Below are 19,625 nucleotides of genomic sequence, written 5' to 3' on the forward strand. Positions count from 1 at the left end.
GGTTAATATATCCAATTTGGTTATGTTTTCAAGTATAAAAAAACAGAGTTTTTAATTAAACTCATACCCACTTAAAACACTCTCAAATCGTCTATACGCTGTTTTCACTACTCAAACACCCAATCGCATACCTACAACAAATAAAACTCACCAGTGTTTATTACGCTAAGGATTTTGATATCCAATAAACCTTATGCCGATTTATGTTTACGTTTATCAGCATTTTCTAATAAATCCATCCATGCAGGTCTCGGTCTGGTTTTATCTTCAAGTCTTAACGTGGGTTTAGGTATTACCTCTCCTCGTTGTACTCGCTCAGACCACATACGGATCATTTTATTTAAACGCTTCTCAACCTCCGCTTCTGTCAGCCTAAGGTCATATACCTTTTGCCTAAGGTCAGTGAAGATCCAATACTGTACCGGATGTCTAAATGGGTACATCTCAGCACTATGGTAATTGCATCGTCTTGCTAGGTATTTATTGAAATCTCTCAGCATTTCATCAAATGGAATTCCAAAAGCATTAGTGTCTACCAGCTTGTCAGAAAGCATTGAAATGACATCAGATAACTCTGGTGGCCACGGATTACCATTGCTACAACGCTCAATGCAGAATTTAAATATCAAATCGAATTGATCGCTATTCAATCCGCTGAGTGCTCGTTTCCACATCAATGAGGGTTCCGTCCCGTTCTTGTTTGTCCATTTCTCCCCATAGAACTCCGTCATTTGTAGCCAAAGAGTCGAGATACTCTTGCCCATGTTTTTCTCTGATCTTATGTTCCACGAGTTGTACGGCTCTTGATTTGCCACTGTTTGGATCGAATTTAAATTCTGATTTGCCATTATTATTTACTCCAGTATTGCTGTTATTCGCTTTAGTACGTTGGAATTTAATACTTTTTGCCAATGCCATTTCCCATTGTTCGTGATGTTTAGCTTTCCCTTCAGCTTTCCAGTATGTAATAAACTCGGCAAGTTCAGTTGGTTTAACTGACTCTGTTAGTACATGCCCCCAAAAAGCAGATTTACGTAAAAAATCGCAATCAGGTTCCCATTCATCAAACATCACAAATTTACCGTCAACGCTAAAACCACCAGCAGGAACTCTGTCATTTAAAATTGCATTATCCACATCAGGCAAATTTCCTTCGCGCGCGTTACAGAGAGGATCTTTAATATCTTTATCTTTATCTTTATCTTGTTGTGACTCTTCGTGACATTCCGTGACATTATCGTGACAGTCACCTTTCTTTTGCTCTTCCTCTTTTAGCCTTTTTTCTCTTTCTCGTTGTTCTCTTTTTCTCTGAGTTGCTGATTTTGCTCCTGTTTCTGAATTTCCTAAATCTTCCTTTTTTGGTTGACGGCTCTCCCAACCTGTAATTTTTGAACCATCTAAAACACGCCCCTGCATGGCATTTAACACAGCTTCAATTTGCTCATCATCGACATCAAGTGCACTTGCTAAATCTTCAATCGTGACTGTCACGTGACCCCTTTGTGACACGTCGTGACATTTCGTGACATTTTGTGACGCATCAACAAGAAGATGAATATAAACAGCTTGCACTAAAGCGATTGGTTGCTTTGAAGCTCTTGAAATAGTTCTCCATTTTGGATCATTTGGCATGTCATGCCAGAGCCTAAGCCATCTATATGTTGACATAAATCACCTATCCGATATCTCAATGTTGCTTATTCCAGATATATCAATTGATGCAAGGTAACTGTTATTAATCAACTCGCAATAAGTTGTGTTTTCTGAATAGTTAAGTTGATGCCATAACTTCAACAGAGCCACCTCTTCAGGTGTTTCCGGCTCAATAATTATTGTCGCATTGTCATCTATATGAGCTTTCATGCTTGGACTCCCATCTCTCTAGCCTGTTTAAGAATGCTATTAACTTGCTTACGGTAGTTATCTGCATGTTTAGCCGCACATTCGACACAAACACCATTGCTTGTAAATCGCTCAGAAAGATGACCATGAACACATACTTTACCAGTATAAAAACGTGACAACCCTTTAGTTGCTGCTTCCTTTCTACTAATAATCTTCATACAAACACCTCTATATACAGTTATGTATGCAGTAAGATTATCTATTATTTCAAAATAGATCAACCCAAAAAGACTTATTGGTTATCAATAAAAAATTAAGGACCACCGAAGTGATCCTTATCAATAGACAGCCTTTTAATTATTATCGAATAAAGAAATTGATTAATTGCTCTCTGGTTGCATCTGCACCGAACTCAACACAAACATCATATAACTTATTGAGTTTACTTAATGAGGGCTTGCGTTTTGCATAGCGTAGCTGATGTGATAGATACAGTTGGCTATATCCCGTTCTTTGAGAGAACGCTTCTCTTTGCTTAATCGTTAAGCCATTCCAAAATTTTTTAAAGTCGAAAACTTTCATACATTCACCTAATTGATTAACCTGATTATGATGATAATCAATTTGGTACTTTACCAAAAGGGTTATTTATCTATTTAATACACCATAACTTAATCAAATTTGTATAAAGAATAGACACCAAAGGACTTGGAAATGAAAAGCATTGCTGAAATTAGAAAAGATAATCTGATTTATATTATTGAGCGTTATTACGAAGGTAAGCAAAAATTACTGGCTGATGCTCTTGGAGTAGCACCAAGCATGATCTCTCGTTACCTATCGCCAAAAGATTTAAAAAGTCACCGTGAACTAACTGACCCAATGTCACGTAAAATTGAATACGTAACAAAAATATCTAAATATTGGATGGATGTAGACCATCTAAAAATCGGCCACGTTGAGTCAGAAAATGAAGAATATATTCCAACAGAAATTGGAAAAATAATTTCAGATAATATTACGACATTCATGCTAAAAGACGGTATCAAATCAAGAGTGAAACTCGCCATTGATTCCGGGTTAGCTCAATCAACCGTAAATCGCATTATCAATTGTGAAGCCAGTGCAACTGCTGAGAGCATCGATGCAATAGCCAAAGCAATGGATCGCCAAGCATACGAACTACTAATTCCTAAAAATAACAAAAGCGATATCAATTACGATAGAAAGTTATATGCTAGATTACCTGCAAGCGAACAATCAGCAATTGAAAATTTTATTGAGTTTATTATCAATAAACACCATCCAAAAGACCTTGAGTCACCGGATAAATAGCTCTGAGCAATTACTAAGAAAGTAATATTTGCGCAGGAAACTTGGTGTGTTGAATGCAGTGATGATCAACTAACGCCCAGATATTCTGGGCTTTCTTCATAAAAAAATGAATAATTACATATCAATCATTACCAATGAATTAACTTAATTTAGTAGGTTTTTATATGAAAATTTTTCTAATAATTATTACTGCAATAATAATTTCTTTAATAATTTGGAAAAGAACACTGCAAAAAAAACAAAACCATCAACTAGAAACATTAAAAACCATCAACTTCTATTTAGAAAAATCTGGGTATGAGTTAACACCTTACGGTGCGGCAGTTTCCGTTTTATCATTAAATAGTGGTTATTCTATGGCTGAAACTTTTTCTCATGTATCAGTTATTGCCACAGCTCAAGCAATAAAAAACAACAAAAATGCAACTGTATTAGTTTTAATTCTCCAAAATTGCGTATCACTATCTAATGATATCAATATTTTTTATAATTCAGGGCAAATTGTAGAAAATATTTATAATAATGATATCAATGCAATGGCAAATTTAGTGGCATTAAATACCGATGTAGACTCATGGATTGATAATATTTTATTATCTGAGAAAATATCAAGCAAAGATATTGTAGCTGAATTAATCATACCAAATGACTTATTAGATTCCCCTGATGACAAGGATAGAAAAGTTTAGTACCTCTAAAGATTTATTCCGTTATCACCTACTCCTCAACTTGATTCAATAACGGTTAATAATAAAAATAACATTTTACACAAGTTAACCATTTTGGTAATTTACATTCCCTTATTTATGCGCCATAGTGATTATACATCAGCAAAATCTGATGTCGGGATTGGTCTCCTGATAACTACGAAGGCGCATACACCGCGCAAGCGGTTTTTTTGTATGCGAAATACAGCTACACCTATTCAATGGTGGGCTGTGCGGAGGCACCTCACGGTGCGCCGGTTCCCTTTGTAGCCGGTAAGACCAACTCCGTACAGTTCACCACCAGTCTGATTGGTCTCAGCTGTGGTGATTAACCTAACTACAAAGGTGATCTCCATGACAAGTTTAAGTATTTCTCCATCTAATTTACCCTCCATTGTTCATAACAATATGCCAGTTATTACTACTGAATTATTGGCTAATGTTTATGAAACAGATACCAAAAACATCCAAATGAACTACTCAAGAAATAACCAGCGATTTATTGCTGGTAAACATTTCTTTAAACTCACAGGTTCTATTTTAAAGGATTTTAAAAACAGACCCACTAATTGTTGGTCTGTTGCAAAGCAAGCTCGTAGCTTAATTCTATGGACAGAACGTGGTGCTGCACGCCATGCTAAAATGTTAGATACCGATCGTGCATGGGATGTATTCGAAATTTTAGAAGATAACTATTTCACTAAACATAAACCTAATACTCGTATCGGTAACTCATTACCAAACAACGCATCAACAGAAGAATTACTAGCACTTGTCGATCAACTGCAACGCACCATCCATGAGGGTGAATTTATCCCTGCGGGACAAGTTGCCAAAGAATATAGCTTTCCTCGCACTCGCAAAAATCGTATCGAATTACTTGATGATTTTATGCACAATCAAAAGGAAGATGTTTTATACAATCTTCTCACCTACCTAAAAAAAGACGGTCACAACGTTGATGAAGCAGAAAGAACATTACGTTGGGTTCGTGAATCACTATTAGAAATGACTCAAACTATCAAAGATATACAGTTACATAGTCAATATATTGAGCATCGATTAAAAGGATTCTAATGCCTTCTTAGGCACCAGTTCATTCTGGTGCCTTTTTGACCTTGCTCACAAATTCATATCCATTTTGGTAAATTATTTATTTTTATCGGTTGACATTGGTTAATTTGTGGTTATGATTAAAAACAAAGATTAACCAATTAGGTTAATAGCTCTTTAACAATATGGATAAAAGAGACTGATTTTTTAATGCGCTCAGACATAACCAATTTGGTGATTAGTCATGATCTTTTATATCAAAGACGGTAAGCATGTATTTACCTTATCTGGCTTAAATGAGTCACAGTCATTTGACAATTTTAAAGCCGGTATTGAGTGGGCTTATGTAAGAAAGCTCGCATTACAAACAGAACAATTAGTAGGTAAACAAAATGTCAGACACTAAGCACTTGAATGTGTTGATTGCAAAAGCTCTTTTACTTAACCAAGATATTACTGATAGCGAACAAGTAGATGCGCTAACAGCTCATATCAATGGTGATATTGAAAAAGAAGAGTTTAAGCAATATGACCACTTTATTAATATCACGCTACTTGCACTTTCATTGGCTCCTAATATCAGCAGTGAACTCAGTGAGGAGCAAATTGTTAACGCTATTATGTCATTTATTGATAACCCTGATATGCGTAGCGTTCGTCATAGAGTTAATCACTTTAACTCATTAATAAATCCAAAAACCACCTCAATTGAGGTAGAAAAAAAGGAAGCACCTCAGGAAGAGGTGATTTTTCACGCCAACAAAGATAACCAAAACGGTCAATACAAGGAAGCGGAAGATAATCCAAAGGAAGAAAATGACCAACCTGCTTATTTTGAACCTGGTCGTTATCCCGATATTCCTAACGAGGTGTATCACAGTTCAAACGGTATCAGTAGTTCAATGCTAAAAGATGCTCGTATTAGTTTGATGTATTACGAATTACGCCATGTAACAAAAGTTATTGAGCGTGAAAATAAGAGTTGTTTCGACTTAGGTAGCGCATTCCACACGTTAACAATGGAACCTGAAAAGTTTGATGCTGAATTCAGTGTTAAGCCAATTATTCCAGAAGGTGCCTTTACAACAACGGAAACAATGAAGTCATGGATTGACGAATACAACAATAAGTTGCCTAAGAAGATCTCACAAGATGAGTTAAAAGCAATTATTGAAGAACATAATGCCACTCTGACACCGCAACTTTCCACCAGCGGAAAAGCCGAAGAGCTAGGTCAGATATACATGCAGTTGCCCGATGAATTTAAAACCATCCCTGAAGATGGGAAATTTACTGGTGCAGCAATGAAAGCCTGTATCAAAGCCTATAACGATACTTTGCCAACACCATTGAAAACCTCAGGTAATACAGATGCATTGCTTGAGCAGATATACCACCACATCAATCCTGAATTATATTTGGCAGAAACAAATAAACCTGAGCCACTTAGAAAACCCGTCAAAAAAGATGACCTCATGCAGGTTATTAAAGAAGTGAACCCTGATGCTGTATTTGAAGATGAAATCATTAGCCAATGGCTTAGTGACGATTCAAAAATTCATGTTCAAACCGTTGACTACGAAATGGCAAATAACATGCGTAACGCAGTTATGAACCACAAAGAAGCATCCAGTTTATTAAACCACCCTAACCGCGTATCAGAAGTGAGTTACTACGGTATTGATGAAGATACTGGCCTTGAAATTCGTGTTCGTCCTGATATCGAAATTCAAACAGAAAATAACCGATTAGGTTTTGACCTCAAATCAGTAGCACTTGGTCGATTTAAACAAGATGCCATTGAAGCCATGATCCGCAGAGAAATCATTAATCGCGATTATCACATCAGTGCAGCTATGTATTGTGATGTGGCAATGCTTGACCAGTTCTTCTGGATATTCGTTAACAAAGACGAGCATTACCACTGGGTCGCTATCATTGAAGCCTCTCCTGAATTACTTGAATTAGGTCGTGCAGAGTACAAAAAGACACTGCGTGATATCCGTGAAGCTATGGATACAGGATATTGGTCAGCGCCTATCACCACTACTCTCACTATCGGTATCACTGACTTTGAGCAGAGAAAGTTAGAAGAACTGCAAAACGAAGTCGCTTAATAAAACTGCGCTTGAACAATCAGGCGCACGCTTGGAGTAAATATTATGTCAGAAGTAGCAACTCTCGAAAGAAACCAATCAGTAATGAATAACACATCATTACTTTTTAATCCTGAATCATTAGACCGCATTGTCAAATTTGCTGAGCTAATGGCATCAGGTACAGCAACGGTGCCAAGACATCTGCAAGGTAAACCATCTGATTGTCTTGCTATCACAATGCAGTCTGCACGCTGGGGAATGGATCCTTTCGTTGTCGGTCAAAAAACACATGTCATCAATGGTGTGCTTGGTTATGAAGCCCAATTAGTAAATGCAGTTATTACCAGTTCAAATGCTGTTGTAGGTCGATTTCATTACAAATACGGTGGCGACTGGGAAAAGATTGTAGGCATGAAAGATAAACGTGATGAATCGGGTTTATTTATTGAAGTCGGTGCAATTTTAAGAGGTGAAGAAGAAATTACATGGGGTGAGCCTGTTTACCTTGCTGATGTACAAACGAGAAACTCACCACTTTGGAAAACAATGCCTAAGCAACAAATCGCGTATCTCGCTGTAAAATACTGGGCACGTCTTTATTGTCCGGAAGTTATTTTGGGTGTGTATACGCCAGAAGAACTTGAAGATCGTCCGATTAAAGACATCACCCCACCGAAAGAACGTGTAAGCATTGATGAAATCACCACTCAGCAACAGCCAATCAATACTGAACCGGTAAAAGAAACTCAAGGTGAGTTTATACCTAAGTTCGATGCTGACGCATTTAGATTAGCTATTGATGATGTTCAAACTGTCGAAGAAGCTAAAAATATTCGTGCAGAAATTGAGAACTTAAAAAATGAAATGGGGATCAACCTATTTACTGAATTAAAAAATAAAGCAGTACAGGCATACCACCGCATTGATGCACGTAATGCTCTAGAAGCTTCTATTAACTCACTTCCTGAATCTGGCTCACCTGAAGCTACCGAAGCATTTGAAAAAGTAGACAAGCTACTTAAATCAAGCAAAAGAAAACTTGGTGATGAGTTATACGAATCTTTCTCTATCACACTTAATGATATGCGCCCTGAATACCAGTGTTCCTATTTAAAGCGGAGCGATACAGCTCCGCAAGGAGTTTAAATATGAATATTAAATTACCTACCAACCCTATCCGTATGCCTGCTGTTTTAAAGCTAACAGGACTTTCTCGCTCAACTATTCGCACCTTAGAGAAGAAAGGTGATTTTCCAAAGCGTATGTATTTGTCGGTGCGGTGTGTTGCTTGGGAAGCTGAAGAAGTTGATGAATGGTTGAAAAAACGTTCTCAATCAAGAGAAACACCTAAGTGTTACACCGAACGTAAGCGTAATGAAGCTGGGCAGTTTGTGAGTAATTGCTAGGGTATTGTGGGGTGGAATAATCACATGGATGTGAGTATGATTTCTGCTTTAATTAATTAGGGTGGAGTTATGTCCAAAGAGTGCGTTTCATCAAAAAAAATAGAGAATTTAGTTATATTCATTCTAAGATCTGGATTTATATTTCATGTGTTTTTTTTAGTTATTTCTTTGCTCATGATATATGAAGTAATATCAGAAAAAGAAGGATCTATATCACTATCATCATTACTTAATATTATATCCTCACTTGGTGTGTTTGCAACGATATGGGTTTACACAAAACAAAAAAAAGAGTCTGATATTAAAAGCAAAAAGTTAATAAAAATTAAAGAAAAGTCAATAAAAAAACTATATAAACAAGAGTTAGATAAGGTAATTGATATTCATGATGAATTTTCTTCAATCTTAGATTATTTGAAAAATAACAAAAAAAAGAGTATGTGATTATTTATGAATTTTCATCATGCTACTGTATAAACTTTATAGATGAAAATGAAGAAACTACAACAATATTAGTACAAAAAAGAAGTGATAAAATTTTAAATGGAATATTGATAGGCTCAACAGATATCAGCGAAGTATTATATGAAGATATATTTTCTTGTTTAAATGCACTTATAAACATTAGTCATGTAATGAATGCTTTTTTTAGCATGGCAGTTCGCATGAATAAGAATAAAGAAAATATTAATGATAAAGATATGGCTATTTGTGATAAGACCTTTATTACTCAGTACTTCTTAGGAAGTGGTACAGATGATACGCATTCTCATCTTAATATAATAAATAGTGGTGATACTCTTAAAGATATCGCCAATAGATATGAATCCTCTTAATTATAAATAAACTAAATATCATAACCCTGTATTACTCATGCTAATACAGGGTTCTGCTGTGCCTGTAACGGAAGATATATATACGCAATCGGAATGCAATAAACGTGCTGAATATTTAATGTCAGTGAGGAATGTTGAAATTTTTTGTGGCGAGGTGATGAGATATGAATAAACGAAAGCAATTACTTAATCGTATTAATTGGGATGCTCAAGATGTTGGAATGATAAGACTTAGAAATGAGGATATAGGAAATAAATTTCAAGTTCGATGCACTGCATTATGGAAAGAATTATTAAATACTGACAATCCAAATACTGAATTAATTAATCGATTAACTGCATTCCACAATGATGTTGAATTATTAGCCAAGCAAACAGGGTTATATAATGAATAAATACACCGAACTATCTGATTTCGAGATTAATTTATTAGTAGCGCAATTTGTTTTACCTGAAACGCAATACGATGTAATTAAGCAAACAATGGATATTATCCAATTCCTTGTTGATGGCTCGTTTGGTTATCGTTTTTTCGACCCTTGCAATAACCCTACTGACGCAATACCGATTATTATTGAGAATAAAATTAGCTTACTTGCTGGTGATGGCAATTTCTGGTGCGCTAGATATGGAGAGTGGAATATACTTCCTTGTCCATCTGGTATTGAGTTTATAGAAAAAGCGCAAGTTATAAACGATAGCCCATATCGCGCAGCTATGGAATTATTCTTAATGATGAAGGATACGGAGAATGAAAAAATACGACCTTATCTATAGTGATCCTCCGTGGGATTACAAAAATAAAGTTTCAAACGGTGCTGCTAAAAATCATTATCCAACAACTTCCCTCTTCAATTTAACCCATATCCCTATCCATTCTATTGCATCTGATAACGCAGTTCTTGCCATGTGGTATACAGGTAATTTTGTACTCGAGGCTATTAAATTAGCCGAAGCATGGGGATTTAAAGTCCGCACAATGAAAGCTTTTACATGGGTTAAGTTTAACCATTTGGCATGGCAACGAATTGATAAGGCTATTCAAAACAGTGAGTTATTTGATTATTACGACCTGTTTGAACTATTAGATGCTGAAACAAAAATGAATGGGGGGAACTACACCAGAGCCAATAGTGAAGATGTTTTAATCGCTACTCGAGGCAATGGATTACAGCGCATTAATGCTAGCGTTAAACAAATCGTATTTAGTTGTTTAGGTGAACATAGCGAAAAACCATGGGAAGTAAAAAACCGTCTTGAACAATTGTACGGTGATGTAAATCGCATTGAGCTATTTGCTCGTGACATGTCACAAGGTTGGGATGCATGGGGTGATCAATGCTCTAACAACAGTATCGAACTTATCAACTCTCATTTTATTTGTAAGGAATAAATATGCCTGATATCGCAGATGATGCTAATGATTTAACAGCCCTACAAATCAACACCGCATTAGCAAACAGAGAACCACCAGCAAAAAGCTTAACGGGGTTTTGTATCTGGTGTCGTGAAGAGCCTGTAACAGAGAACAGCGCTTACTGTTCTAAAGAGTGTGGTGATGATCATGCTCAGTACAAAAGGAAAAACGGCTAATGATTATTTTACTTGCTTTGTATCTCTGGGTTGCAGGGTATCTATTTTCAGAGTCAAAATATGAAAATGATAATGTAAAAGATGTGATAGCCAGACTGTTTTACTCAACAATCTGGCTTATCGTTGGTACACTTTATCTATCGTCACTACTTGCTTATAAAACACTTGGTGAAGAATGACAGAGCGTTAATCTTTCTCTTTTATCCATTCATCAACCATATCTGCCCACTCTTGTAACATCTTCCTGCGCTGTTCAGCATATTCAGCCTTGTTGTAAACGGCTCTAACGCCATTTTGAACGTGCGCTAAGCATTTCTCTATCCAATCTGAGTTATAACCTGCTTCATGCAATAGCGTGCTGGCTGTGCGTCGTAAATCGTGAACAGTTAGTGGATCAAACTCAATTCCTTTACTATTAATTCGCTTTACGGTGCCATCAATCACGTTATTCAATGCAGCATTAGAAAGTGGCTTTTTAATATCATATCGACCAGGCATTAAGTAATTGCTTCCCATCGCACAAACTTTCATACCGGTTAAGATATCCATTGCTTGGTCAGAGAGATAAATAACATGCTCTTTTCTCCCCTTCATTCGCCCTTTAGGGATCACCCATTGCCTATTTTTAAAGTCTATTTCATCCCATGTAGCGTGAATAAACTCAGACTTTCTTACTAGCGTTAGCAATACAAACTTAACGGCCAATTTTAAGGTTGGATAACAACTATAGTTTTCTAGTTCACGAAATAAGATACCGATTTCTTTCGGTGACATTGCACGTTCACGATCAACGAACGTAGCTATTGAAGATGCCTTTATAGAACTTGCTGGATTAGTTACTTCACAGCCTCGGTCAATTGCATAGGTGAATACAGAGCCAACAATTTCACGTACCTGAAGTGCGGTAGACCGACCACCTCTATCTTTTATCTTTTCACATAGCGATCTTAAGAGTGGCGTTGTTATCTCATAAAGCTGCAATTTACCTAATATAGGCTCGATTTCCCTTTCTATTATTGCCTCTTTCATTGCCCTTGTAGAATCAGCATATTGAGCGTCACCCAAGTATCTACGAACATATTCGTTAAATACCGTCGCATTCTTTTTACTTTCAATACCGTCACGCTTCTTTGAAGCTGGCGACATACCTATGTTTAGCATCCTTTTGGCTTCAATTAATTCTGCTCTTGCTTCTGCAAGCGTGATACCGTCAGCACTGTATCGACCAAAAGTAACCGTTTCTCTCCTTCCATTAAAACGATAATCATATCTAAATGAAATAACACCACTTTTTGTCACTGCAACGTATAAACCATCTCGATCAGACACTTTATAAAGCTTGTCTTGTGGCTTTAAACTTCTTAGTTTTGTATCGGTCAGCATGCTATAACCTCAATGCTAATACCGTCAAATGACAGCAAATTTATGACGGTATCAGTGTCTCTATTTTATAATTTATATTTTGATACCGCCTTATATACCGTCATTTTTTTAGGTTCTTGTCAACCATTACCAACCATAGAAAACAAAAAAGCCACCAGTAACATACTGATGGCTATTGATTTTTTAACCTTTATCAACGATTACTGATAAACGGTATTTTATTCCCACTCGATTGTTGCTGGTGGTTTACCGCTGATATCATAAACAACACGAGAGATACCACTAACTTCATTGATAATGCGGTTAGAAACACGACCTAAGAAGTCATATGGTAAATGTGCCCAATGTGCTGTCATAAAGTCCACAGTTTCAACTGCACGTAATGAAACAACCCAGTCATATTTACGACCGTCCCCCATAACGCCCACTGAACGAACAGGTAAGAACACGGTAAATGCTTGGCTTACTTTGTTATATAAGTCAGCTTTATGCAATTCTTCAATAAAGATAGCATCAGCACGACGCAGTAAATCACAATACTCTTTTTTGATTTCACCTAATACACGAACCCCTAAACCAGGACCCGGGAATGGATGACGATAAAGCATGTCGTAAGGTAAGCCTAACTCTAGACCAATTTTACGAACTTCATCTTTGAATAGTTCTTTTAATGGCTCAACTAAACCCAGTTTCATATCATCAGGTAAACCACCCACATTATGGTGTGATTTAATCACATGAGCTTTACCTGTTGCAGATGCGGCAGATTCAATCACATCTGGGTAAATAGTACCTTGCGCTAACCATTTAACTTGTGGCTGTTTAACCGCTTCTTCATCAAATATTTCAATGAATGTGTGACCAATGATTTTACGCTTTTTCTCAGGATCGTTTTCGCCCTTCAACGCAGTTAAGAAACGTTCTTCTGCTTCAACATGGATAATATTTAGGTCAAATTTGCCTTTAAACATTTCCATGACTTGTTCTGCTTCATTCAGACGCAATAAGCCGTTATCAACAAATACACATGTTAAACGTTTACCAATCGCACGGTTTAACAATAATGCAGTCACTGAAGAATCAACACCACCTGATAATGCTAAAATAACGTGATCATCACCAATTTGCTCTTTTAAACGAGCAACAGTGTCTTCAATAATTGCAGCAGAAGTCCACAGAGCATCACAACCACAGATATCTAAAACGAAACGTTTTAAAATCGCTAAGCCTTGATGGGTGTGTGTAACTTCTGGATGGAATTGAACACCATAAAAACGTTTCTCTTCATTCGCCATAATAGCAAATGGGCAAGTTTCAGTGCTGGCTACTGTTACAAAGTCTGATGGAATAGCAGTAACTTTGTCGCCGTGGCTCATCCACACATCTAATAGTGGTTTGCCATCTTCGCTAACTGAATCTTGAATATCATTGAACAGAGCACAAGTTTCACGAATTTCAACTTGTGAATAACCAAATTCACGCTCACCAGAAACTTCGACGTCACCACCTAATTGCATTGACATCGTTTGCATACCATAACAAATTCCTAATACAGGAACGCCTGCATTAAATACATATTCTGGCGCACGAGGGCTGTTGTCTTCAGTAGTACTTTCAGGGCCACCAGACAGAATAATACCATTAGGATTAAATTCACGAATTTGTTCTTCTGTAACATCCCATGCCCAGAGTTCACAATAAACGCCGATTTCACGGATACGACGAGCAATAAGCTGCGTATACTGTGAACCGAAATCAAGGATAAGAATGCGATGATTATGGATATTTGCTGTCATTTGTGGTGAATTCCAAAACAGATAAAGTCATAAAGTTGAAAGGCTTGCTAATTTATAATCAAAACAAGCCTTTCTCGGAATAAATTACATACCTAAGCGATAGTTAGGTGATTCTTTCGTGATGGTCACATCATGGACATGGCTTTCTTGAATACCGGCACCACTGATACGAACAAATTCAGCTTTAGTATTCAATTCTTTAATTGTTGCGCAGCCTGTTAAGCCCATGCATGAGCGTAAACCACCCATTTGTTGGTGAACGATAGTTTTTAATAAACCTTTATAAGCAACACGACCTTCGATACCTTCTGGTACTAATTTGTCTGCTGCATTGTCAGTTTGGAAGTAACGATCTGATGAACCTTTAGACATCGCACCTAATGAGCCCATGCCACGATAGGATTTATAAGAACGGCCTTGGAATAGTTCGATTTCGCCCGGAGATTCTTCAGTACCTGCAAACATTGAACCAACCATCACGCAAGCTGCACCTGCTGCTAATGCTTTTGCAATATCGCCAGAGAAACGAATACCACCATCTGCAATAACAGGAATGTTACGATCTTTCAGTGCTTCAACTGCATCTGCAATAGCGGTAATTTGTGGTACACCAACACCAGTTACGATACGTGTTGTACAAATTGAACCAGGACCAATACCAACTTTAACCGCACTTACACCTGCATCTGCCAGTGCTAAAGCACCTTCTGCGGTTGCAACGTTGCCACCAATGATAGGGAGATTTGGATACAATGCACGAGTATCACGAATGCGCTGTAATACGCCTTCAGAGTGACCGTGAGAAGAGTCAATAAGTAAAACGTCAACGCCAGCGGCAACTAATGCTGCTACACGCTCTTCGTTACCTGCACCTGCACCAACAGCAGCACCTACACGTAAACGACCGTGTTCATCTTTACATGCGTTTGGTTTACGTTCTGCTTTTTTGAAGTCTTTTACAGTGATCATACCTTTCAGGTGGAAGTTGTTATCAACCACTAAGGCTTTCTCTACACGTTTTTCATGCATTCTTTGCATGACAACATCTCGTGCTTCGCCTTCTTGTACTGTCACTAAGCGCTCTTTTGGTGTCATTACCGCTGTAACTGGTTGGTCTAAATCAGTAACAAAACGAACATCACGACCCGTAATAATACCCACTAATTCGTTGTCATTAGTCACAACTGGGTAACCCGCAAAGCCATTGCGTTCAGTCATTGCTTGAACTTCACGTAAAGAAGTTTCTGGTGTTACGGTGATAGGATCAGTGACAACACCACTTTCATGTTTTTTCACACGACGAACTTCTTCAGCTTGGCGTTCGATAGACATGTTTTTGTGGATAAAACCAATTCCACCTTCTTGAGCTAATGCGATAGCTAAAGGCGCTTCAGTCACAGTATCCATTGCAGCAGAAAGCATAGGAACATTTAGGCGGATTGTTTCAGTCAGTTGAGTAGACAAGTCGGCAGTATTAGGAAGAACAGTGGAGTGTGCAGGAACTAACAAAACATCATCAAATGTAAGTGCTTCTTTTTTAATTCGTAACATAGCAATATCTCACCAAGGCGGCTTTTAGGAAATAGAAAATATTGCCGCGGAATTATACACACCGAAATCGGTTGCTTCTAGCTTTTTTTCAAAATTTTTATTGATCCTGCCACTAACTTAGGTAGTATCAATCAATTAAGTCTTTGTTTTAAAATTTGATCTGGCTCACATGACACTACCGATAAACAATAATATTTTTACTGTTAGCCGTCTAAATAAGACCGTTCGCCAGTTATTAGAAATGGAAATGGGTCGCATTTGGATCAGTGCTGAAATTTCCAATTTTACTCAACCCTCTTCTGGTCACTGGTATTTTACGTTAAAGGATACTAATGCCCAAATTAGAGCAGCGATGTTCCGTGGGCAAAATACTAAAGTTACTTTTCGCCCTCAGCATGGTCAGCAGGTTTTAGTTCGCGCAACCATTACATTGTATGAGCCACGAGGCGATTACCAATTGATTGTTGAGAGTATGCAACCTGCTGGTGACGGACTCTTACAACAACAATTTGAGCTATTAAAACAAAAACTCAGTGCAGAAGGGTTATTTGATGCAATTTATAAAAAACCCCTGCCATCTCCCGCTAAACAGATTGGTGTTATCACTTCATCAACAGGAGCAGCACTACACGACATCTTAAATATTCTTCGTCGTCGTGATCCTTCTTTGCCAGTGCTTATCTACCCAACCGCTGTTCAAGGTGCTGAAGCACCTATGCAAATTGTTCATGCCATCGAACTTGCTAACCGCCGTAAAGAGTGTGATGTTTTAATTGTTGGTCGTGGTGGCGGTTCGTTAGAAGATCTCTGGGCATTTAATGATGAACGCGTTGCTCGTGCTATTTTTGCCAGTGAAATTCCGATTGTAAGTGCTGTTGGTCATGAAACCGATGTGACCATTGCTGATTTTATTGCCGACCTTAGAGCACCAACCCCTTCTGCTGCGGCAGAGCTTATTAGTCGTAACAAACTTGAGTTATTGCGCCAATTACAATCGCAACAACAACGCCTTGAAATGGCGATGGATTACTATTTAGCAAAAAAATTACGCGCAATAACACAGCTTCATCATCGTTTGCAGCAACAGCATCCTCATTTACGTCTTGCTCGTCAGCAAAATGTATTAGCTTCCACACAACAGCGTTTAGTGACTAGTTTTCAGCGACTATTGCAAACCAAACAACATCAACAAACACAACTAAAAAAACGCCTTAATTACCAAGAACCTAGTTCAAAAATCCAAGCATTACTTCGCCAACAACAGCAGTTGATTTACCGTATGAGAGAAAGTATTTCACTACAGTTATCTCGTCAACGTGAACAATTCGCTATTAGCTGTTCACGATTGGAAAGTGTGAGTCCTCTCGCAACACTTTCTCGTGGTTACAGTATTAGCGAAACAGAGTCTGGAGAAGTGCTAAAAAATACCAAACAAGTGAAAGTGGGTGATCCGTTGAAAACACGCGTTGAAGATGGTTGGATCACCAGTGAAGTGATTAAAACACAAAAGATAAGAGCTAAACGTAAAGCAGCACCTAAAAGTGACGATTAACTTAAATATTATTGTTTAATGAAACAGTGATACAAAAAAACGGCACCAATCTTCCTTTGATGCCGTTTTTTATTATTTATACTTTAAGATAATCACTACGTTACATTAAAAACGTACTTCTCCTGCAAAAAGATAACTTCTGCCACGGGCAGTTTGTGTATTTGCACTCGGATCTTGCATAATCGGCGCTGAATTACTTCTATCAAGCGCATTAGAATAATTTTTATTCATTAAATTATGCACGGCAAATTTTAAAGAAATGTTTTTATTAATTCTGTAATTACTATAAACATCGACAACCGTTGGGATATCATCTTGCTGCACCATTGGCACTTTACCTGTATCGTAATCTACCCCTTCTGGTGAGGATTTACGTGCTTTTCCCGTTATTTGGATCACAGTGCCTAGTTCTAATGACTGGTCATCAAAGAAGCGAACACCTGTATCAATAGTGGCATAATATTTAGGTAATTCAGAAGCGGGCGTTTGCCCAAAGTCTGTACTGGCAATCGAAGTCGGCTGTGAAGTTCGTTGGTCACTGTATGAGAGGTTAGTATAAAACACTCCTGCATCATAATTTGCTTGTAGCTCATAACCACGTAAAGTCACAGGATCAAGGCTATTGGTGTACAAGAAAATATTCCCATCGTATTCTATCCCCGCGTAATCCTCGCCAGTTAAAGAACCGTCATTTTTACAACGCACCCCACCTTTACATACCAAATAAGAATCACTGGAAATGTAATCTTTGATTTTTGTGTGATACCACAATCCTTTAAATCGTAAACTATCGCCTTCCATCATTAAATCTGGGTGATAGCTATTAAAACCAATTTGCACGGTATCTGCCTTTTCGCTTTTTAAAAATGGGTTCATTGAAGCACCGCCTTCATTGGCAAAAAAGATCTCTTGTGATGTCGGTGCCCTCATGGTGTGTGCATAGCTTACAAAAGGCTGAAATTCAGGAATAATTTCGGCAGAAAACAACATGCCTGGGTCCCAATTTCTATCATGGCGACTGAGGTTCATTTCACCTTCGGGGAAACATGCGGCTCGTGGATCACAAGCGGGTTTTCGTCCTTTAATATGATAATCGACATAATTTAAATTAAGGTCGAGAGTATAAATATCGTATTCAAATTTCATTTGTGAAAAGAAGCTGGTTAAATCGTTTTTTCCTTGCGGTGCAAACGTATTATATTCAACCATATTTTGTGATTGCCACGGATCAGTAGAAGGTGCAATAACACTGCGTTTGTATTCTGTTGACATTAATTTTGTGCCCAGTGTTAATGCCATATCCAATTCATCGTAATTAAAGCGGCTGGTATTTTTAGCGACTAGTGAATCAGATATATTTTTTGCATTTGCTTCACGTAAACTAACAAGAGAATCACCTGCAAATTTTTGTGATGCTTGGCTGTGGCTAAGCAAAATTTCGCTATCAAATAGATCGTTTAGCGGTGTATAGCGATATTTCGCATAATAATCTTTTGCATCAATTTTTCGTCGATTAAAATCATTGTTATAAAAACGACCACTTAATTCTAATTCATGAGAGTCGTTAGGTTTAATATTAATTTTAGTCAGTTCTGAATGCGGTCGTTGATTGAATTCTTTGCTTGTCGAAAATTCTTCACTATTAAATCCCGCGCCATTTTTATAAGACGATTCTATTTTATGCCCACTTAATGCAAGCATTGCACCAATGCTACCATCATCATTAAATAATGAACGTTGCCCAGCAACAGCAACCATACCGTTATAACCTAATCCATTTGTGCCACCAGCAGCTTTACTTCTGACACCCCAAGTGTGTCCTTGAAATAAAATATCTTCTACACCAATAGTTTTAAAATTAGCACTTCCTGCTAGGGCATTAATACTATTTTCACCGTCTTGTTGACCACGAGAAATATCGATTTGAATAATAAAATTCGGATCGATCATGCTATTAAATTGGTTGTAAGGTTGCGCGCCATGCGCATATTGGCTAGGTGATGTGCTATACATAGTTTGAGTGACACCATCAACCATCATATTAACGCGACCAAAACCACTTAATCCGCGAATATTAACACCAATGCCCGGCTGACTCACATCCATTTGAGTATATGTTCCCGGCGTTGAACGTAATGTTTGTTCAACAGATTCAAGATTATTAATTTCACCAATAGAGCTATAAGCACCTGGTTTTCCCAATGCTTTTTGTTCAGGCGTTTCTTTTTGTGCTGATGAAACTTTTAAGCTACTAAATTGAATCGCTTTATCTGTTTCAGATGCGATGGCAAGATGATTAACACCCGAAAATAAAATAAGAGTGCTAAGTATTTTCCTTGTAAATTTCATAATAAACCTATTCTTTATTTTTATTTAAATAGGCTCACGTTGCTTTATATAAAGTCATTAAACTAGAAAATATTATTATTGTTATGTTTGCTTTAAATAATAGCGCTGTCTCCCTTAATG

General features: G+C 37.5%; 24 protein-coding genes. 15 read left to right on the top strand and 9 right to left on the bottom strand.

All coding sequences use genetic code 11. From position 1 onward, the window contains the following. Window positions 1–191: 191 nt before the first annotated feature. The 5 genes from ACWPWK_RS02370 to ACWPWK_RS02390 all read right to left on the bottom strand — a co-directional run bounded on the left by ACWPWK_RS02370 (window position 192) and on the right by ACWPWK_RS02390 (window position 2,427). Window positions 192–674 (bottom strand): replication protein P, encoded by a 483-nt coding sequence (locus ACWPWK_RS02370; RefSeq protein ID WP_109373619.1) that lies wholly within the window; start codon window positions 672–674, stop codon window positions 192–194. Continuing rightward, window positions 643–1,491, bottom strand: coding sequence for a DnaT-like ssDNA-binding domain-containing protein (locus ACWPWK_RS02375; protein ID WP_244185068.1), 849 nt, complete (start codon window positions 1,489–1,491; stop codon window positions 643–645). The genes ACWPWK_RS02370 and ACWPWK_RS02375 overlap by 32 nt, the downstream gene beginning before the upstream one ends. Window positions 1,492–1,671: 180 nt before the next feature. Beyond that, window positions 1,672–1,863, bottom strand: a complete 192-nt coding sequence (locus tag ACWPWK_RS02380; RefSeq protein WP_109373621.1) for a hypothetical protein — start codon at window positions 1,861–1,863, stop codon at window positions 1,672–1,674. Next, the gene (locus tag ACWPWK_RS02385) at window positions 1,860–2,063 is read right to left on the bottom strand and encodes a hypothetical protein (protein ID WP_109373622.1); all 204 of its coding nucleotides are present in this window, start codon (window positions 2,061–2,063) and stop codon (window positions 1,860–1,862) included. The genes ACWPWK_RS02380 and ACWPWK_RS02385 overlap by 4 nt, the downstream gene beginning before the upstream one ends. A 142-nt stretch (window positions 2,064–2,205) precedes the next feature. Next, window positions 2,206–2,427, bottom strand: coding sequence for a hypothetical protein (locus tag ACWPWK_RS02390; RefSeq protein ID WP_244185069.1), 222 nt, complete (start codon window positions 2,425–2,427; stop codon window positions 2,206–2,208). Between the two features lie 132 nt (window positions 2,428–2,559). Between ACWPWK_RS02390 and ACWPWK_RS02395 the strand changes: the two genes are divergently transcribed. The 14 genes from ACWPWK_RS02395 to ACWPWK_RS02460 all read left to right on the top strand — a co-directional run bounded on the left by ACWPWK_RS02395 (window position 2,560) and on the right by ACWPWK_RS02460 (window position 10,874). Continuing rightward, window positions 2,560–3,180 carry a helix-turn-helix domain-containing protein gene (locus tag ACWPWK_RS02395; RefSeq protein WP_109373624.1) on the top strand — a complete coding sequence of 207 codons (621 nt, stop codon included), beginning with the start codon at window positions 2,560–2,562 and terminating at the stop codon, window positions 3,178–3,180. A 164-nt stretch (window positions 3,181–3,344) separates the two neighbouring features. Next, a complete protein-coding gene (locus tag ACWPWK_RS02400) occupies window positions 3,345–3,869 on the top strand; it encodes a hypothetical protein (protein ID WP_109373625.1) in 525 nt (174 codons plus the stop codon). Window positions 3,870–4,108: 239 nt separating this feature from the next. Next, window positions 4,109–4,219, top strand: a complete 111-nt coding sequence (locus tag ACWPWK_RS02405; protein ID WP_109373626.1) for an ash family protein — start codon at window positions 4,109–4,111, stop codon at window positions 4,217–4,219. A gap of 22 nt (window positions 4,220–4,241) precedes the next feature. Next, the gene (locus tag ACWPWK_RS02410; RefSeq protein ID WP_109373627.1) at window positions 4,242–4,964 is read left to right on the top strand and encodes an ORF6N domain-containing protein; all 723 of its coding nucleotides are present in this window, start codon (window positions 4,242–4,244) and stop codon (window positions 4,962–4,964) included. A gap of 220 nt (window positions 4,965–5,184) precedes the next feature. Then, on the top strand, window positions 5,185–5,346 hold the full coding sequence (locus ACWPWK_RS02415; protein ID WP_004243375.1) for a hypothetical protein: 162 nt from the start codon (window positions 5,185–5,187) through the stop codon (window positions 5,344–5,346). Further along, window positions 5,333–7,057, top strand: a complete 1,725-nt coding sequence (locus tag ACWPWK_RS02420) for a PD-(D/E)XK nuclease-like domain-containing protein (RefSeq protein ID WP_109373628.1) — start codon at window positions 5,333–5,335, stop codon at window positions 7,055–7,057. Before ACWPWK_RS02415 ends, ACWPWK_RS02420 begins: the two co-directional genes overlap by 14 nt. Before the next feature lie 45 nt (window positions 7,058–7,102). Beyond that, a complete protein-coding gene (locus tag ACWPWK_RS02425; RefSeq protein ID WP_109373629.1) occupies window positions 7,103–8,185 on the top strand; it encodes a RecT family recombinase in 1,083 nt (360 codons plus the stop codon). A 2-nt stretch (window positions 8,186–8,187) separates the two neighbouring features. After that, window positions 8,188–8,445 carry a helix-turn-helix transcriptional regulator gene (locus ACWPWK_RS02430; RefSeq protein WP_109373630.1) on the top strand — a complete coding sequence of 86 codons (258 nt, stop codon included), beginning with the start codon at window positions 8,188–8,190 and terminating at the stop codon, window positions 8,443–8,445. Between the two features lie 69 nt (window positions 8,446–8,514). After that, complete coding sequence (locus ACWPWK_RS02435; RefSeq protein WP_454208266.1) at window positions 8,515–8,889, top strand: hypothetical protein; 375 nt, start codon at window positions 8,515–8,517, stop codon at window positions 8,887–8,889. Continuing rightward, window positions 8,886–9,281, top strand: coding sequence for a hypothetical protein (locus ACWPWK_RS02440; RefSeq protein WP_454208268.1), 396 nt, complete (start codon window positions 8,886–8,888; stop codon window positions 9,279–9,281). Before ACWPWK_RS02435 ends, ACWPWK_RS02440 begins: the two co-directional genes overlap by 4 nt. Before the next feature lie 164 nt (window positions 9,282–9,445). Then, the gene (locus tag ACWPWK_RS02445; RefSeq protein WP_109373632.1) at window positions 9,446–9,676 is read left to right on the top strand and encodes a hypothetical protein; all 231 of its coding nucleotides are present in this window, start codon (window positions 9,446–9,448) and stop codon (window positions 9,674–9,676) included. Continuing rightward, the gene (locus tag ACWPWK_RS02450) at window positions 9,669–10,058 is read left to right on the top strand and encodes a phage protein NinX family protein (RefSeq protein WP_109373633.1); all 390 of its coding nucleotides are present in this window, start codon (window positions 9,669–9,671) and stop codon (window positions 10,056–10,058) included. The genes ACWPWK_RS02445 and ACWPWK_RS02450 overlap by 8 nt, the downstream gene beginning before the upstream one ends. Further along, entirely contained in the window at window positions 10,033–10,674 is a 642-nt protein-coding gene (locus ACWPWK_RS02455; RefSeq protein ID WP_109373634.1) for an MT-A70 family methyltransferase, read from the top strand. The genes ACWPWK_RS02450 and ACWPWK_RS02455 overlap by 26 nt, the downstream gene beginning before the upstream one ends. 2 nt (window positions 10,675–10,676) lie before the next feature. After that, on the top strand, window positions 10,677–10,874 hold the full coding sequence (locus ACWPWK_RS02460; protein ID WP_036936127.1) for a hypothetical protein: 198 nt from the start codon (window positions 10,677–10,679) through the stop codon (window positions 10,872–10,874). 186 nt (window positions 10,875–11,060) lie between these two features. On the opposite strand, the gene ACWPWK_RS02465 is transcribed toward ACWPWK_RS02460, so the two are convergent. From ACWPWK_RS02465 to guaB, 3 genes are all read right to left on the bottom strand, one after another. Beyond that, the gene (locus tag ACWPWK_RS02465) at window positions 11,061–12,257 is read right to left on the bottom strand and encodes a tyrosine-type recombinase/integrase (protein WP_109373636.1); all 1,197 of its coding nucleotides are present in this window, start codon (window positions 12,255–12,257) and stop codon (window positions 11,061–11,063) included. Between the two features lie 218 nt (window positions 12,258–12,475). Then, on the bottom strand, window positions 12,476–14,053 hold the full coding sequence (guaA, locus tag ACWPWK_RS02470) for a glutamine-hydrolyzing GMP synthase (protein WP_100160335.1): 1,578 nt from the start codon (window positions 14,051–14,053) through the stop codon (window positions 12,476–12,478). An 84-nt stretch (window positions 14,054–14,137) separates the two neighbouring features. Further along, the gene (guaB, locus tag ACWPWK_RS02475; RefSeq protein WP_109373637.1) at window positions 14,138–15,604 is read right to left on the bottom strand and encodes an IMP dehydrogenase; all 1,467 of its coding nucleotides are present in this window, start codon (window positions 15,602–15,604) and stop codon (window positions 14,138–14,140) included. 169 nt (window positions 15,605–15,773) lie between these two features. On the opposite strand from guaB, the gene xseA reads away from it, so the two are divergent. Beyond that, window positions 15,774–17,156, top strand: coding sequence for an exodeoxyribonuclease VII large subunit (xseA, locus tag ACWPWK_RS02480; RefSeq protein WP_109373638.1), 1,383 nt, complete (start codon window positions 15,774–15,776; stop codon window positions 17,154–17,156). 105 nt (window positions 17,157–17,261) lie between these two features. Here the strand turns inward: xseA and ACWPWK_RS02485 are convergent, their stop codons facing one another. Then, the gene (locus ACWPWK_RS02485; protein ID WP_109373639.1) at window positions 17,262–19,505 is read right to left on the bottom strand and encodes a TonB-dependent receptor; all 2,244 of its coding nucleotides are present in this window, start codon (window positions 19,503–19,505) and stop codon (window positions 17,262–17,264) included. Between the last annotated feature and the right edge of the window lie 120 nt (window positions 19,506–19,625).

The sequence above is a fragment of the Proteus sp. Marseille-Q3619 genome (genome assembly GCF_965283115.1).